Genomic DNA, 15030 nt, shown 5'->3' with positions numbered 1-15030 from the left:
CATGGGTCGCGTGCCAGCGGACGCCGAGGTTGAACCGGGAACGCTCCTGGTCGCCGCCCCCACGATGGTCGACCCCAACTTCCGCCGGACCGTGGTGTTCGTCATCGACCACCGCGAGGAGGGCACGCTGGGCGTGGTCCTGAACCGGCCGAGCGACGTCGCCGTGCACGACGTGCTGCCCAACTGGGGCGGGCACGTCGCCGAGCCGCAGGCGGTGTTCGTCGGCGGGCCGGTCGAGAAGAAGACGGCGTTGTGCCTGGCCGCGCTGCGGACCGGCGAGACGGCGGCGAGCGTGCCGGGCGTGATCGCGGTCCGCGGCCCGGTCGCGCTGGTCGACCTGGACACCGACCCCGAGGTGCTGGTGCCGAAGGTCCGCGGCGTGCGCGTCTTCGCCGGCTACGCCGGGTGGGACTCCGGGCAGCTGGCGGGCGAGATCGAGCGCGACGACTGGCTCATCGTGCCCGCGCTGCCGAGCGACATCCTGGCGTCACCGAACGGCGACCTGTGGAGCCAGGTGCTGCGCCGCCAGGGCATCCCGATGGCGCTGCTGGCCACCCACCCGGGTGACCTCCAGCGGAATTAGGCGTCGTCCTTCTTGAAGACGCCGCAGCCGCCGCACGCGCAGCCGCTGCACCCGGCCGGGGCCGCCGGAGCCGGCGCCGGGACGGTCAGCGCGGCCCGGTTGCCGAGCACGCCGCCACCCATGACCAGCAGGAGCATCGCCAGGACACCGGCGAGCGCGGCGGAGACCAGCCCGCCGGTCGTCGGCATCGCGAGCCCGGCCAGCCCGGACAGCACGGCGATCGCGCCACCCGCCATGGTCGGCAGCCCGGCGACGCGGTTGGCCAGCTTGAACGCTTCTTCGCTGCGCAGCGCGGCCTGCGTGCGCACGCCGGTCCCGCCTTCGCGCGTCAAGCGCTCGCGGAAACCGAGGAACCCACCAAAGCCGACGAACAGACCCAGCACGATCGGAACCAGCGCGATAGCGAACACGAGGTCAAGGATAAGCGTGACGTCCCGGCAACCTGCCGGATACCCTGATCGACTGTGCTACAGGCCATGTCACCGCGTGTACTCCCCACCGTCCTGGCCACTGCCCTGATCGGGGGACTCCTCGCCGCCGCGCCGGCGGATGCCACCGAGAGTCATCAGCGGCCGATCCGGCTGCTCGGCGAAAAGATCGTCCCCAACGCCCTGCCGTTCCAGGGCACGACGGTCGGCGGCCTGTCCAGCATCGACTACGACCCCCGCACCGGCGGCTACGCGCTGATCTGCGACGACCGCTCGGCGATCAACCCCGCCCGGTTCTACACCGCGACGTTCCCGGTGTCCGCGGACGGTGTCGGCGACGTCACCTTCACCGGCACGAAGCCGCTGCTGCGCCCGGACGGCACGCCGTACCCGCCGCTGGCCAAGAACGACCCGTCGCTGCCGCAGAACGAGCAGACGATCGACCCCGAAGAGCTGCGCGTCGACCCGTGGACCGGTGACTACTACTGGTCGCAGGAGGGCGAGCGGACCGCGACGACGTTGATCGACCCGTCGATCCGCGAAGCCCGCCGCACCGGCGAATACGTCCGTGACCTGCCGATTCCCGCGAACGAGAAGATGACGCCGACGGCGGGCCCGCGGCAGAACCTCGTGCTCGAGGGCATCACGTTCACCGGGTTCGGCTCGCTGCTGGCCAGCGAGGTCGAGGGCCCGCTGCTGCAGGACGGCCCGGAGCCGACGACGACGTCCGGCGCGCTGTCGCGGATCACCCTGCAGTCGCGGTTCGGGCCGGTACTGGCGCAGTACGCCTACCCGCAGGAGCCGCTGTTCGCCGCGCCGGTGCCGCCGACGGCGTTCGCCACCACCGGCGTGTCCTCGATGCTGGCCGTCGACCAGGCCGACCCGACGAAGTTCCTCATGATGGAGCGCTCGTTCAGCACCGGCGTCGGCAACAAGGTGCGCGTCTACGAGATCGACACGAAGGGCGCCACGAACGTCCTGAACGTGAAGTCTCTCGCTGACGCGAAGCACGTCAAGCCGGTGAAGAAGCGGCTGCTCTTCGACGCCGCCGACCTCGGCTTGTCCACTGTGGACAACCTGGAGGGCATGACGTGGGGGCCGAAGCTGCCCAACGGGGAGCGCAGCTTGATCTTGGTCAGCGACAACAACTTCTCCGCGACCCAGGTCACCCAGTTCGTCGCACTGGCGGTCCCCTCCGAACGGCTTTGACCAGCAAGTTACGATGAAGGGGTGAACACGGCTCGGCTGCTCCTTAGCCTGCCGCGTTGACCGGGCCCGGCCCGGCCGGCGCGGCGACCCCTCATGCCCTGGTGGCTGGGGGGTCGAGTTGTTTCTGGAGCGGCTGTATCGATGAGCTCTCGGCGGGAAAGAGTGCCTCGAGCTTGAAACGAAGGACGACGTCATGACTGAGGCGACAGGGACCGACGTCCCGGCGCACCGCTACACGGCGGCGCTGGCGGGGCAGATCGAGCAGCGCTGGCAGGACCACTGGGCCGACCAGGGGACCTTCCACGCGCCCAACCCCGTCGGGCCGCTCGCCGTCGAGGGGCAGCAGGTGCCCAGCGACAAGCTGTTCGTCCAGGACATGTTCCCGTACCCGTCGGGCTCCGGCCTGCACGTCGGGCACCCGCTGGGCTTCATCAGCACCGACGTCTTCGCCCGGTACCACCGGATGATCGGGCGCAACGTGCTGCACACGATGGGCTTCGACGCGTTCGGCCTGCCCGCCGAGCAGTACGCCGTCCAGACCGGGCAGCACCCGCGGAAGACGACCGAGGAGAACATCCGGACCTACCTGCGCCAGATCCGGCGCCTGGGCCTGGGCCACGACGAACGTCGTCGCATCTCCACGATCGACCCCGGGTACTACCGCTGGACACAGTGGATCTTCCTGCAGATCTTCAACTCCTGGTACGACACCGAGGCGGGCAAGGCCCGGCCGATCGCCGAGCTGGAGGCCGCGTTCGCCGACGGCTCCCGCCCGACGCCGGACGGCCGCGAGTGGGCGGCGCTGAGCGCGGCCGAGCGGAAGAAGGTGATCGACGACCACCGGCTGGTGTACATCTCCGAAGCGCCGGTCAACTGGTGCCCCGGCCTGGGGACGGTGCTGTCGAACGAGGAGGTCACCGCCGAGGGCCGCAGCGAGCGCGGCAACTTCCCGGTCTTCCGGCGCAACCTGCGCCAGTGGATGATGCGGATCACCGCCTACGCCGACCGCCTGGTCGACGACCTGGACCTGCTGGACTGGCCGGAGAAGGTCAAGTCCATGCAGCGGAACTGGATCGGCCGCTCGCACGGCGCCCGCGTCACCTTCCCCTGCGGTGACGAGGCGATCGAGATCTTCACGACCCGGCCGGACACCCTGTTCGGCGCCACCTACATGGTGCTGGCGCCGGAACACCCGCTGGTCGACAAGCTGGTCGCCGCCGCGTGGCCGCCGGAGGTCGACGAGCGCTGGACCGGCGGCGCGGCGACGCCCGCCGAAGCGATCAAGGAGTACCGCGTCGCGGCGTCGCGGAAGTCCGAGCTGGACCGGCAGGAGAACAAGGAGAAGACCGGCGTCTTCACCGGCGCGTACGCGACGAACCCGGTCAACGGCAAGCAGATCCCGGTCTTCGTCGCCGACTACGTGCTGATGGGCTACGGCACCGGCGCGATCATGGCCGTCCCCGGCCAGGACGTCCGCGACTGGGAGTTCGCCGAGAAGTTCGGCCTGGACATCATCCGGACCGTGCAGCCGTCCGAGGGCTTCGACGGCAAGGCGTACACCGGTGACGGCCCGGCGATCAACTCGGGCTTCCTGGACGGCATGGACGTCGCCGAGGCCAAGAAGACGATCATCGCCTGGCTGACCGAGAACGGTGCCGGCACCGGGACCGTCCAGTACAAGCTGCGTGACTGGCTGTTCTCGCGCCAGCGCTACTGGGGCGAGCCGTTCCCGGTGGTCTACGACGAGAACGGCGAGGTCCACGCCCTGCCCGAGTCGATGCTGCCGGTCGAGCTGCCCGAGGTCGCCGACTACTCGCCGGTGACGTTCGACCCGGAGGACCGCGAGTCGACGCCGTCGTCGCCGCTGGCCCGCGCGACCGACTGGGTCGAGGTCGAGCTGGACCTGGGCGACGGCCCGAAGAAGTACCGCCGCGACATCAACACGATGCCGAACTGGGCGGGTTCCTGCTGGTACCAGCTGCGCTACCTGGACCCGACGAACTCCGAGGCGTTCTGCGCGCCGGAGAACGAGCAGTACTGGATGGGCCCCCGCCCCGGCGAGTACGGCGCGGACGACACCGGCGGTGTCGACCTGTACGTCGGCGGCGTCGAGCACGCCGTGCTGCACCTGCTGTACTCGCGGTTCTGGCACAAGGTGCTGTACGACCTGGGCCACGTGAGCTCCAAGGAGCCGTACCGGAAGCTGTTCAACCAGGGCTACATCGAGGCGTACGCGTACACGGACTCGCGCGGCGTCTACGTCCCGGCCGAGCAGGTCGAGGAGCGCGACGGCAAGTACTTCTACGACGGTGAGGAAGTCACCCAGGAGTACGGCAAGATGGGCAAGAGCCTGAAGAACGTCGTCACGCCGGACGAGATGGCCGAGAACTACGGCGCCGACACGTTCCGGTTCTACGAGATGGCGATGGGCCCGCTGGCGATGTCGCGTCCCTGGGCGACGAAGGACGTCGTGGGCGCGCACCGGTTCCTGCAGCGGCTGTGGCGGCTGGTCGTCGACGAGGAGACCGGCGAGCTGCGGGTGTCCAATGAGGACGCTTCCGAGGCGGACCGCAAGGTGCTGCACAAGACCATCGCCGGCGTCCGCGAGGACTACGCGGAGATGCGGTTCAACACGGCGGGCGCGAAGCTGATCGAGCTGAACAACCACGTCACCAAGGTCTACGGCGGGGCGGCGGCGACGCCGCGCGAGCTGGCCGAGCCGCTGGTGCTGATGCTGGCGCCGCTGGCCCCGCACATGGCCGAGGAGCTGTGGCACCGGCTGGGCCACGCGGACTCGCTGGTGCAGGGCCCGTTCCCGGTGGTGGACGAGAAGTACCTGGTCGAGGACTCCGTCGAGTACCCGATCCAGGTCAACGGCAAGGTCCGCTCCCGGGTGACGGTCGCGGCTTCGGCGTCCCAGGACGAGGTCCAGGCGGCGGCGCTGGCGGACGAGAAGGTCGCGGCGATGGTCGGCGACGGCTCGCCGCGCAAGGTGATCGTGGTCCCGGGCCGGCTGGTCAACATCGTGCTGTAGCGCCCTGTCGGAAATACGCCGGTGCCGTCGCCGCGTTCCCGATTTGATTGAGCGGTCAAGGAAACACGTTCGATCGAAGGAGAACCGGGCATGACCCTCGACGGCAAGGTGGCGCTGGTGACCGGCGGCAGCCGAGGCATCGGCGCGGCCACGGCACTGCGGCTCGCCGAGGACGGCGCGGACGTCGCACTGACGTACGTGCACAACGCCGCGCAGGCGGCCGAGGTGGTCGAGCAGATCAAGAACCTCGGCCGCCGCGCGCTGGCGATCCAGGCGGACTCGGCGGACGCTGCCGCGGTTTCGGCCGCCGTTTCGGCCGCGGTGGCGGAGTTCGGCCGCCTGGACGTGCTGGTGAACAACGCGGGCGTCGGCTTCGTCGCACCGCTGGCCGAGACGTCCCTCGACGACGTCGACCGCGTGCTGGCGGTGAACGTCCGCGGCGTGTTCGCGGCCACCCAGGCCGCGGCCGGAGTCCTGGGCGAAGGCGGCCGCATCATCACGATCGGCAGCTGCGTGACCGACCGCGTGCCGGGCCCGGGCATGGCCCTGTACGCGACGAGCAAGGCGGCGATGCTCGGCCTGACCAAGGCACTGGCCCGCGAGCTGGGGCCGCGCGGCATCACGGTCAACCTGGTCCACCCGGGCCCGACGGACACGGACATGAACCCGGCCGACGGCCCGTACGCGGCGGACCAGGCGGCCATGACGGCGTTCGACCGCTACGGCTCACCGGCCGAGGTGGCGGCCGCGGTCGCCTACCTGGCCTCGCCGGGCGCCGGCTACGTGACGGGAACGGTGCTGGCCGTGGACGGCGGCCACGCGGCCTAGCCGGAGTAGAGCCCGATCTCCCGGGCGAGGTCGATGAGCATGGCCTCGAACAGGACGTCCGGTTTGGACATGGGGATCGGGTAGTTGCCGAAGACCTCGAGCGTGACGTGCCCGTAGAGCCGGGCCCAGAACTGGATCATCAGGTACGTCACGCCGAGGTCGATCTTCTCCACGGGCACGTCCTGGTCGGACTCGACGAGCACGGCGACCAGCGATTCCTGGAAGGTCTGCAGGTCGTCCCGCAGCTCGTCGGGCACCCCGCTGGCCGAGGGCAGCACGATGTCGTGGCGCGCGAGAACCCGCCCCGCGGCGGCGAGGAAGATCCGCCCGAAAGGCTCATCCACCCGGCTCAGCGCACTTCCGGCCGCCGAGCCCACACCCCCGGTCGGCGACGCGAAGACCAGCGTGAATTCCTTCGTGTGGGTGAGCGCCCACCGCCGGAAGCCCTTGCAGATGGCGAAGAGCTGCAGCATCCCGTCGTCGGGCAGCTCGGCGATCTCCTCGGCGAGTTCGTCCGCCAGATCGGCACAGACGTCCAGCCGCAGGTTCTCGACGAGGTCATCCCGAGACTCGTAGTACCGGTAGAGCGCGGGCGCGGTGATCCCCAGCTCCCGAGCGATGGCCCGCAGCGTGACCGCCTCGGGCCCCTGCTCGACCAGCAGCTTCCGGGCGGTCCGCCGGATGTCCTGTTCGGTAGCCGCACGCGCGCGACCCCTCCGGGTGGGGTGGCTCATCCGGACAGTCTAGGTGCTTACTACGACAATTTTCGCATTAACGCGATGTCGGCCGTAACGAAAGGTGCAGCTCAGGCCCGCGCCTTGAGGTTGGTCAGCACGGTGCCGGCCACTTCGGGAGCGAGGTCGAAGCAGTCTTTGCCTTCGCCCGCGGCCTTGTCGCCGAGCGTCAACCCCGTCGAAAACGCCAGCTTGTCGGTCACTCCGACGACGATGACGCAGGCGCGCTTGTCGGCGGAGTTGGTGTAGGCCACGGCGGGGAATCCCCGGATCGGTGCGAGCGACTTCCATCGCGCGGCTGTCGGCTGCACGTTCTGGTAGGCCAGGCTGATTCCCTGGTCGGACTTGGTCTGGTAGGCGACGGTGATGCCTGCTCCTGAGCCGGAAGCGCTGCTCCACTGACACATCGGGCCGAGCTGTGTGTCACTGGGTTTGGCCGGGGTGGGCTGCCCGAGGAGGTGATCGACTTGGCTGCTGGTGAGGGCGCTGTCGCACGGGCTGCCGTCGAGTACCGCCGGCGAGAGCGGCGAGTCGACCGTGGGTGCTCCGGTGTGCGGAAGAGTCGCGGCAGTGGATTCGGCTGTCGAGGGAGCTGGACTGGCCGTGCCCCGCTTGCCCGCGCAGCCCGCGAGCAAGATCGCGCAAGCGGCGGCGACGGTGACAGCAGTGATTCCTCGCCTGTTCATTCGAATCCGCTCAGGCCCGGGCCTTGAGGTTGGTCATGACCGTATCGGCGACGCCGCGTCCGAGCTGGCAGGCGTCCTTGCCGGCCTGGACCGCGGAGTCACCGATGCTCAGCGAGACGGAATAGGCCAGCTCGTCCGAGACTCCGACAACGATCACGCAGGTGCGGTTGTCGGTGGTTCCGGTGTCCACATAACCGACCGCCGGATAGCCCTGGATCGGCTCCAGTGTGTCGACCCACCGTTTGGCTTTCGGCTTCTCGTTCTTGTAGGTGAGGCTCAGCCCTTGCCCTGTCTTGGTGTCGTATCCGACCAGGATTCCAGCTGCCGTTCCGGAGGCGCTGGCCCAGTCGCACGTGGGTCCCAGTTCGGTGTCGCTCGCCTTCGGCGTGGTGGTTGGCCCGAGGTAGCCCATGAGTTGTTCGGCTGTCAGAGCGGAATCACAGGGACTGCCGGCCAAAGCCGCCGCCGGGAGAGGGTTGTCGACTTTCGGGGCGCCGCTGTTCGGCAGTGCCGCGGTATTGGTCGGCACGGGGACGGCTGTGCCGTTCGTCGGCTTCTTGCCGGTGCATGACGTCAACAAAGCCGCTCCCAACGTGACTGCGACAGCGGCCAGGAGAACTTGACGGCTCATTGGAGCGACCCCTTGATCGTCTTGGTCGAGTCTGCTGCTTGCTGGTCCGCGGCCTCCGTGATGCCGAGGGCCTGCTGCAACCTGCGGATCAGCTCCGTGAAGTAGCTGAACTGGTACCGGAGATGACCCTGGTAGTACGCGCCGGCCTCATTGATTCCGTTCGGCCCGTTCACTGCGGCTTGACTGACCGGTTCTTCGGCCGGTGGCCTCGCCTGCGACAAGTGATCGGCCGCTCGCATTTGCTGGACGAGTGCTTCGCGTTGAGTCTTGGCCTTCTCGAGCATCGCCCGCATCTCCTCGGAGCTCATCGCGAACCCCTGTCCACCAGCCGGTCGCGAAGCGCCCGGCGCGTCGGTGGCCCAAAACCCGACCCCGCTGAAGATCGCGCTTCTCGGTTCCGTCATCGTGCTCCTCCGCCGAGCCCGTCCAGCGTTGCGTACAGCACTTCGGCCAGCGCAGCGCGAGTCCCCGGCTCGAACCTCACCAGCCGCCCGGGCTGCACGTACGTCAGTACCCGGCCGGTTCCGGCGATGTCCACGGCCGTGATCGGGGCGCTGCGAGATCCGTGGCTCACCGCGTAGCACTGGTGGAGGCCCGTCCGCCGGGCCGACATCAGCCGGCGGGCCCAGGGCAGTGGGTCGTGGCCGCCGTCGTCGGTTGTTGGGTCTTCGAGGTCGTACGACTCCTCTGCCGCGCTTGCCGAGAACCGTGCTTGCGGGATCGACACCGCTTCGATGCGGGCCGGCGGGACCGGGGGCAGCACGTCCACCAGGGATTCCGCGATCCGGTCCACGGCGTCGATCCGGACCGTGTCGTCCTTCCGGATCAGCCGCAGCGCGTCCGGGCCGTCCGCCGCCACCAGGACCGTGCCCGACTCGTCCGCCTCGATGTCGCCCAGCCACGCCGTCAACCGGCGGGGGCCCCTCGCCAGGACACGCAGGACGTCACGGAATTCGCGCGTCAGCGTGCCGCCCGTGGCGAGCCGGAGCGAGGCGAGGACGTCCAGCACCTTCTCCTCGAGCCTCTTTCGGGTCTCGTCGCCGAGCCACAGGTTGTCCGGGCCGAGGACCGCGGGCGGTGGGCCGTGGCGTTCCCACTCCCAGGCCGTCAGCAACGCCGTCTTCGGCAAGAAGAGCGTGTTCACAGCCCGATCACCGGGGGCACCGTCCGCTCGTCGGACCCGCCGAAGACGCTCTCCGGATCCGGTTCCACCAGGTACGACGCCCGCTGGTGCTCCTCGTCCTCCTGCTTGCCCTTGCCTGCCCCGGCGCCCATGGCACCCATGCCCGGCGCGCCCGGCTTCCCGGCGGCACCACCGCCGCGGACCGCACCGGGACGGCCTTCGCCGGGCATTCCTGCTCCGCTGCCCCGGCCGCCTCCGGGCAGGGCTCCGGTCGCCCGGCCACCCGGGCCGGTACCCGCGGACGCCCCGGAACCGGAACCCGAGCCGGAACCCGAGCCGAAACGCGAACCAGGACCCGAGCCGGGGCCGAACCCGCCACCTGGGCCGAACCCGCCGTCCGGGCCGAAGCCGGGTCCGGATCCGCCGGGCAAGTACGGCGACGGCACGTCCGGCCGATAGCCAGGGGACGGCGGGACGTACCCCTGCGCCCGCACACTGTCGTCCACTCCTGGTGTCCCGGTGTGCGAACCCGGCGGCACGACCTGCCCAGGAGGCGGCGGCTGAACGGGCGGATGCACCGCAGGGTGAACCGCCGGTGGCGGCTGCACCTGCGATCCGATCGGCCGGTCATCCCTGCCGACGTCCGAACGCGACCGCTGCTTCGGCCGCTCGGCCGGGTCCTTCACCTGGAAGTCGCCGCCGGTGTACTCGCGGAGCTGGCCGTAGTCGATTGTCCGCGCCGCGGTGTTCGAGCTGGACTGCTGCGCGTAGGCGTTGTACCGCTCGACGTTCTCGGCGGCCTTCCGGTTGTACTGGTTGATCTGGTCTTCGGTGTCGGTGTCCCACGGCGTCACGACGTCCCAGGCGCTGCGCGTCGGCGGCCGGCCGGTGACGTCGGGGTGCAGCGAGTTCTTCATCTGGTGGAACTGGTCGATCTGCGCCTGCGACAGCGTCGAGTTCCGCTCCAGGGTCGCCGACGCCGAGGTCGCCGACGCCGTCAACGGCTTGAGACGCTCCCTGGCCGCGTCCGAAGCACTGCCGGTCCACGCCGACTCCAGGCCGGCGGTCAGCTCGCGCGTGCCCTGCTCCAGCCGGCGCTGGTATTCCGCCTGCTCCAGGCCCGCGCGGTGCACGTGCTGCAGCGACTCGGTGCCCGGCCCGCTCAGGACGGCCTGGACCAGCTGCGCCGGGGACAACCCGGCCGCCTGCGGATTGTTCGCCCCGGTCCCGGTCTGCGATCCGACATACGCGCCGGCGACCGCGCCGAGAGGCCCGCCCGCGAGCAAGCCGACGCCCGCGCCGCCGAGGACCTTGCCGATCCCCTCGCCACCCGACTCGACTGCGTGTGCGATCTCCGACCCGACGTGCTTCGCAGCGTCGAGCATGTCTCCGAACAACCCCACCGAACCGCGCTCCCCTCGCGTTCGATCACCCCTCCGTCACGGACGATACCTCATCGCTCACCGGCCGTGTGCGGAATCGGCCCAGGTCAGCCGTTCGCACCTGCCGGCGCGTCAGCGGCCGCAGCACCCACATGCACACCACGGCCATGCCGAGCGCGCCGAAGAAGTGCACGGTCCACGCGCCGATCAGCGAGGGACCGCCCCACGACCCGGCCGCGCCCTCCTCCGTCCAGAAGAACCCGAAGGTCGTGATCCGGCCGACGAGGTACCAGATCAGCAGCCCGAGCGGGAAGCCGGCGAGGCACGCGAAAAACGCCTTCCCGCCTCGCGGTTCCGCGTCCAGGCAGCGTCGCGCCAGCCACCGTCTCGCGCCCGGCCCCGCGAGGTACGCGGGCAGCGCGAGAACCGCGTACAACGTCCTTTTCCAGTCGGAAATGCTCATGAACCCGACGCTAGGAGCCGCCGAGCGGCTCGGACAGCCGGTTGTCCGTAAGGCCGGGTGGGGAAAACCGCAGGGGCGCCGCCGGCGTCGATCACTCGGGGGGCTACGTGATCGGCGCCGGCGACCCGATGCCCTGCCCGGCTCGCGCCGGATGGGGCAACGTCATCACGACCGGCGTGATGACGCACCTGGAGAGCGGGACCGGGGTCACGAAGTGACGGCCGGGGGACGGACATCCCCCGATCGAGTGACGGGTAGCCGCTGCACGCATGATTGTCGCACCCGGCACCGGATAAGTTACAAAAACCTTCACTTTCCCCTTGCCCATCCTCGCTGACCTGGTCCAAGCCCGTTCGTGACACAGTTCGGGCATGAACTCTGACGTGCTCGTTGTGGGATCGGCCAACGCCGACCTCGTCGTCGCGGTGGACCGGCGGCCGGGTGGCGGGGAGACGGTGCTGGGTGGTGACACCGTCCTCTCGCCCGGCGGGAAGGGGGCCAACACGGCCGTGGCGGCCGGACGGCTCGGCGCGGACGTCGCGCTGCTCGGCGCCGTCGGCGACGATCCCTACGGACGGCTGCTGCTCGACTCCCTGCGTGCCGCCGGGGTCGACACCGGGCTCGTGCGCACCAGCGACCGGCCGACCGGAATCGCCTACATCACCGTCACCCCGGACGGCGAGAACGCCATCCTCGTCTCCCCCGGCGCCAACTCCAGCCTGGAACCCGCCGACGTCGAGGCCGTCTTCGACGGCGTCGAGGTCATGGTCGTCTCGCTCGAGGTGCCGCTGCCGACCGTCGAGCACGCCGTCGCGCGGGCGGCCGAAAACGGCGTCAAGGTGCTGCTGAACCTCTCGCCTGCCGCGAAGCTGTCGCCGGAAACGCTGGGCAGGATCGACGTCCTGCTGGTCAACGAGCACGAGGCCGCCTGGCTCACCGGGCCCGGCGCGGACTTCCGGAAGCTGCTCGACCTGGGGCCGCGCGCGGCCGTCGTCACGCTGGGCGCCGCCGGGGCGGTCGTCGTCGAGGCCGGGGGCAGCACCGAGGTCGCGTCGCCGAAGGTCGACGCCGTGGACACCACCGGGGCCGGGGACGCCTTCGCGGGCGCGCTCGCCGCTTCGCTCGCCGACGGCGCCGACCTGGTCACCGCCGCGAAGCGGGCCGTGCGCGTCGCGGCCTTCAGCGTGACGCGGCCCGGGGCCCAGCCGTCCTACCCGACCGCCGCCGACCTCGGGGAATGATCACCGGGCCGCGCGTGTTGCCCGTCACATGGGCGATTCGTTCGGTTCGGCCTGGTGGCGCGGCTACGCCGCCCAGCTGCGGGCGATCGCCGAGGCGCGGCGCCCCGACCACCTCGCGATCATGCCGCTCGACGACACGCTCCAGGCGCTGGGCAAGCAGACCGAGGTCGACGAAGGCGTCTACGACGTGCCGGTGGAGGGCATCGTCGGCACGGTGGCCCGCGCCGGGGACTTCGACCGCGAGTTCCGGCCGCGCAACCGGGCGCTGCGCGAGCGCTGGGAGTCCCTGACACGGACGTCGGCGGACCTGCCGCCGGTGCGGCTCGTGCGCCTGTCCGACATGTTCTTCGTCGAGGACGGCCATCACCGCGTCGGCATCGCCCGCGCCCGCGGGGCCCGGGTCATCCGCGCGCGGGTGCGCTGGATCAGCACGGTCGCCTGCGCGCTGCGCTGCCTCACGCTGGCCGACCTGCCGTCCAAGACCGCCGAGCGGATGTTCCTGGAGCGCGTCCCGCTGCCGGACGACGTCCGCCTCGGGCTGTGGCTCGACGATCCCGCCGACTGGTTCCGGCTCGCCGACTCGGCCGAGGCCTGGGGATTCCGCCGTATGCTGGCCGGACGGCCGGTGCGCAGCCGTGACGAGCTGGCCGAAGCCTGGTGGCACGAGGAGGTCCGGCCGGTGCTCGAACAGGTACGGCAACGCGGTTTGTGCCCGCCACCACGAGATATCCAGGCCTATCTGAGCTATGGTCTAGACCATGTCTGAGTCGTCACTGTCCGGGGTCGCCGTCAGCCCCGGCCGCGCGAGTGGTCCCGTCGTCCGCGTTGCCGAGCCGCTGGGCGAGCCCGCCGCGACTCCCGCCCCGGCCGATCCCGCCGCCGAAGCCGCCCGGATCGCGCCCGCGGCCGCGATCGTCGCCGGCCGGCTGGAGAAACAGGCCGAGACCGCGACCGGCGAGGCGGCGACGATCCTGATCACGACCGCCGCGATGGCTGCCGACCCGGCGCTCGCCTCGCAGGCCGAGCAGCTGGTCAAGACGCAGGGGCTGCCTGCCGCGCGTGCCGTCTACCAGGCCGCCGAGGGCTTCGCCGAAGCACTGGCCGCGGCGGGTGGTTACATGGCCGAACGCGTCCGCGACGTCCGGGACGTGCGCGACCGGCTGATCGCCGAGCTGCTCGGCATCGCGCCGCCGGGGGTCCCCGAGCTGGCGTCGCCGAGCGTGCTGGTCGCCCGCGACCTCGCCCCGGCCGACACCGCGGGCCTCGACCCCGCCAAGGTCCTCGCCCTCGTCACCGAGGAGGGCGGCCCGACCAGCCACACCGCGATCCTGGCCCGCGCGCTCGGCATCCCGGCCGTCGTCGCGGTCCGCGGCCTGCTGGCCCTGGACGCGCAAGCGCTTGCGGTGGACGGCGACACGGGCACGGTCGAGGTCGCGGACCCGGCGGCCCCGGTCGTCACGGCGACGGTCGCCCAGCTCGCGGAGTGGAACGGCACGGGCGCGACGGCCGACGGCCACCGCGTCAAGGTCTACGGCAACGTCGGCTCCCCGGCCGACGCCCGGGCGGCGGCCGACGCGGGCGCCGAGGGCGTCGGGCTGTTCCGCACCGAGTTCTGCTACCTCGACGCCGCGGACGAGCCGTCGGTCGCCGGCCAGCGCGCGGCGTACACGGCGGTGCTTTCGCCGTTCCGCGGCAAGCCGGTGATCGTGCGGACGCTGGACGCGGGCGCCGACAAGCCGCTCGCCTTTCTCTCGCCGGAGGCCGAGCCGAACCCGGCGCTGGGTGTCCGCGGGCTGCGCGTGGCGTTCGACCGGCCCGAGGTGCTGGACCGCCAGCTCGAAGCCATCGCGGGCGCGGCGGCCGATTCAGGGGCCGAGGTCTCGGTGATGGCTCCGATGGTCGCGACGGTCGAGGAAGCGGCCTGGTTCGCCGCCCGCGTCCGCGCGGCGGGCATCGCCAGGGCGGGCGTGATGATCGAGATCCCGGCGGCGGCGCTGAGTGCCCGCGAGATCCTGGACGTCGTCGACTTCGTCTCGGTCGGCACGAACGACCTGGCGCAGTACACGTTCGCGGCCGACCGCCAGCTGGGCGCGGTAGCCCAGCTCAACGACCCGTGGCAGCCGGGCCTGCTGCGCCTGCTGAAGCTGATCGGCGACGCGGCCAAGGCCACGGGCAAACCGGCAGGCGTCTGCGGCGAAGCGGCCGCGGACCCCCGGCTGGCGCTGGTCCTGGCGGGCCTGGGGCTGACGAGCCTTTCGATGAACGCGCCGGCGATCCGTGCGGTCGGCGCGAGCCTGGCAAGCGCAACGCTGGCGGAATGCGAGGCCTTGGCGACGGCGGTCCTGGAAACGTCCGACCCCGCGGCGGCCCGCGCGGCGGCTCGCCCCTGACCCCGCTCGGATCGGCCGGCTTGACGCACGGTCGCGGCAGCTCAGGCCGGGCTGGTCAAGTCCCGCTCCGGTCGACCGGCGGCTGACCCCGCCCTGGTCGGTCGGCCGCGCTGGGCTTGGCGAACGTCTCCCGTGGCCCGGGCGCACCTCTGCTCTGCTGAGGCCGGCTGGTGGAGCCCGGCTCCGCACGGTCGCGACGGCTCGTCCCTGACCCAGCTTGGGGCGATCGGCTGCGCGAACGTCTCCCCCTGGTCCGCACGGTCGCGACAGCTCGCCCTGACGTGCTGCCGCGGAAGTG

15 protein-coding genes are annotated in these 15030 nt (G+C 71.1%); 7 read left to right on the top strand and 8 right to left on the bottom strand.

Translation table 11 applies throughout. The features are described from left to right. Position 1: 1 nt before the first annotated feature. Positions 2–583, top strand: a complete 582-nt coding sequence (locus ABJI51_RS19380) for a YqgE/AlgH family protein (protein WP_348952456.1) — start codon at positions 2–4, stop codon at positions 581–583. Here ABJI51_RS19380 and ABJI51_RS19375 read toward each other — a convergent pair. Beyond that, positions 580–993 carry an SdpI family protein gene (locus ABJI51_RS19375; RefSeq protein ID WP_348952455.1) on the bottom strand — a complete coding sequence of 138 codons (414 nt, stop codon included), beginning with the start codon at positions 991–993 and terminating at the stop codon, positions 580–582. The two genes, ABJI51_RS19380 and ABJI51_RS19375, sit on opposite strands and share 4 nt — an antisense overlap. Before the next feature lie 66 nt (positions 994–1059). Here ABJI51_RS19375 and ABJI51_RS19370 point away from each other — a divergent pair, with 66 nt between their 5' ends. The 3 genes from ABJI51_RS19370 to ABJI51_RS19360 all read left to right on the top strand — a co-directional run bounded on the left by ABJI51_RS19370 (position 1060) and on the right by ABJI51_RS19360 (position 6082). Next, entirely contained in the window at positions 1060–2220 is a 1161-nt protein-coding gene (locus ABJI51_RS19370) for an esterase-like activity of phytase family protein (protein ID WP_348952454.1), read from the top strand. Between the two features lie 193 nt (positions 2221–2413). After that, positions 2414–5254 (top strand): leucine--tRNA ligase, encoded by a 2841-nt coding sequence (gene leuS, locus ABJI51_RS19365; protein WP_348952453.1) that lies wholly within the window; start codon positions 2414–2416, stop codon positions 5252–5254. Positions 5255–5344: 90 nt separating this feature from the next. Next, complete coding sequence (locus ABJI51_RS19360; RefSeq protein WP_348952452.1) at positions 5345–6082, top strand: 3-oxoacyl-ACP reductase family protein; 738 nt, start codon at positions 5345–5347, stop codon at positions 6080–6082. On the opposite strand, the gene ABJI51_RS19355 is transcribed toward ABJI51_RS19360, so the two are convergent. The 7 genes from ABJI51_RS19355 to ABJI51_RS19325 all read right to left on the bottom strand — a co-directional run bounded on the left by ABJI51_RS19355 (position 6079) and on the right by ABJI51_RS19325 (position 11101). Further along, positions 6079–6816 carry a TetR/AcrR family transcriptional regulator gene (locus ABJI51_RS19355; RefSeq protein WP_348952451.1) on the bottom strand — a complete coding sequence of 246 codons (738 nt, stop codon included), beginning with the start codon at positions 6814–6816 and terminating at the stop codon, positions 6079–6081. The two genes, ABJI51_RS19360 and ABJI51_RS19355, sit on opposite strands and share 4 nt — an antisense overlap. Before the next feature lie 71 nt (positions 6817–6887). After that, positions 6888–7502 carry a DUF3558 domain-containing protein gene (locus ABJI51_RS19350; protein WP_348952450.1) on the bottom strand — a complete coding sequence of 205 codons (615 nt, stop codon included), beginning with the start codon at positions 7500–7502 and terminating at the stop codon, positions 6888–6890. A 10-nt stretch (positions 7503–7512) separates the two neighbouring features. Next, a complete protein-coding gene (locus ABJI51_RS19345) occupies positions 7513–8133 on the bottom strand; it encodes a DUF3558 domain-containing protein (RefSeq protein WP_348952449.1) in 621 nt (206 codons plus the stop codon). Beyond that, entirely contained in the window at positions 8130–8537 is a 408-nt protein-coding gene (locus tag ABJI51_RS19340; protein ID WP_348952448.1) for a hypothetical protein, read from the bottom strand. The genes ABJI51_RS19345 and ABJI51_RS19340 overlap by 4 nt, the downstream gene beginning before the upstream one ends. After that, positions 8534–9277 (bottom strand): ESX secretion-associated protein EspG, encoded by a 744-nt coding sequence (locus ABJI51_RS19335; protein ID WP_348952447.1) that lies wholly within the window; start codon positions 9275–9277, stop codon positions 8534–8536. The genes ABJI51_RS19340 and ABJI51_RS19335 overlap by 4 nt, the downstream gene beginning before the upstream one ends. Beyond that, positions 9274–10641, bottom strand: coding sequence for a hypothetical protein (locus ABJI51_RS19330; protein ID WP_348952446.1), 1368 nt, complete (start codon positions 10639–10641; stop codon positions 9274–9276). The genes ABJI51_RS19335 and ABJI51_RS19330 overlap by 4 nt, the downstream gene beginning before the upstream one ends. A gap of 43 nt (positions 10642–10684) precedes the next feature. Beyond that, positions 10685–11101 (bottom strand): hypothetical protein, encoded by a 417-nt coding sequence (locus ABJI51_RS19325; RefSeq protein WP_348952445.1) that lies wholly within the window; start codon positions 11099–11101, stop codon positions 10685–10687. Between the two features lie 371 nt (positions 11102–11472). Here ABJI51_RS19325 and ABJI51_RS19320 point away from each other — a divergent pair, with 371 nt between their 5' ends. The 3 genes from ABJI51_RS19320 to ptsP are packed head-to-tail and all read left to right on the top strand — an operon-like array spanning position 11473 to position 14732. Further along, entirely contained in the window at positions 11473–12342 is an 870-nt protein-coding gene (locus ABJI51_RS19320) for a ribokinase (RefSeq protein WP_348952444.1), read from the top strand. Positions 12343–12370: 28 nt separating this feature from the next. Next, on the top strand, positions 12371–13108 hold the full coding sequence (locus ABJI51_RS19315; RefSeq protein WP_348952443.1) for a hypothetical protein: 738 nt from the start codon (positions 12371–12373) through the stop codon (positions 13106–13108). Next, positions 13101–14732 (top strand): phosphoenolpyruvate--protein phosphotransferase, encoded by a 1632-nt coding sequence (ptsP, locus tag ABJI51_RS19310; protein ID WP_348952442.1) that lies wholly within the window; start codon positions 13101–13103, stop codon positions 14730–14732. The genes ABJI51_RS19315 and ptsP overlap by 8 nt, the downstream gene beginning before the upstream one ends. Positions 14733–15030 lie beyond the last annotated feature (298 nt).

It is taken from the genome of Amycolatopsis melonis, assembly GCF_040064235.1.
Lineage (GTDB): Bacteria > Actinomycetota > Actinomycetes > Mycobacteriales > Pseudonocardiaceae > Amycolatopsis > Amycolatopsis melonis.
Note: the sequence above shows the minus strand (reverse complement) of the source record. Positions and strands in the feature narration are given on the sequence as shown.

What these genes read in the sequence shown, in the direction of transcription:
- ABJI51_RS19360 (WP_348952452.1), top strand. Translation starts at nt 5,345, where the DNA reads ATGACCCTCGACGGCAAGGTGGCGCTGGTGACCGGCGGCAGCCGAGGC.
- ABJI51_RS19330 (WP_348952446.1), bottom strand. Translation starts at nt 10,641, where the DNA reads ATGCTCGACGCTGCGAAGCACGTCGGGTCGGAGATCGCACACGCAGTC.
- ABJI51_RS19340 (WP_348952448.1), bottom strand. Translation starts at nt 8,537, where the DNA reads ATGACGGAACCGAGAAGCGCGATCTTCAGCGGGGTCGGGTTTTGGGCC.
- ABJI51_RS19320 (WP_348952444.1), top strand. Translation starts at nt 11,473, where the DNA reads ATGAACTCTGACGTGCTCGTTGTGGGATCGGCCAACGCCGACCTCGTC.
- ABJI51_RS19380 (WP_348952456.1), top strand. Translation starts at nt 2, where the DNA reads ATGGGTCGCGTGCCAGCGGACGCCGAGGTTGAACCGGGAACGCTCCTG.
- ABJI51_RS19350 (WP_348952450.1), bottom strand. Translation starts at nt 7,502, where the DNA reads ATGAACAGGCGAGGAATCACTGCTGTCACCGTCGCCGCCGCTTGCGCG.
- leuS (WP_348952453.1), top strand. Translation starts at nt 2,414, where the DNA reads ATGACTGAGGCGACAGGGACCGACGTCCCGGCGCACCGCTACACGGCG.
- ABJI51_RS19325 (WP_348952445.1), bottom strand. Translation starts at nt 11,101, where the DNA reads ATGAGCATTTCCGACTGGAAAAGGACGTTGTACGCGGTTCTCGCGCTG.
- ABJI51_RS19315 (WP_348952443.1), top strand. Translation starts at nt 12,371, where the DNA reads ATGGGCGATTCGTTCGGTTCGGCCTGGTGGCGCGGCTACGCCGCCCAG.
- ptsP (WP_348952442.1), top strand. Translation starts at nt 13,101, where the DNA reads ATGTCTGAGTCGTCACTGTCCGGGGTCGCCGTCAGCCCCGGCCGCGCG.
- ABJI51_RS19345 (WP_348952449.1), bottom strand. Translation starts at nt 8,133, where the DNA reads ATGAGCCGTCAAGTTCTCCTGGCCGCTGTCGCAGTCACGTTGGGAGCG.
- ABJI51_RS19370 (WP_348952454.1), top strand. Translation starts at nt 1,060, where the DNA reads ATGTCACCGCGTGTACTCCCCACCGTCCTGGCCACTGCCCTGATCGGG.
- ABJI51_RS19355 (WP_348952451.1), bottom strand. Translation starts at nt 6,816, where the DNA reads ATGAGCCACCCCACCCGGAGGGGTCGCGCGCGTGCGGCTACCGAACAG.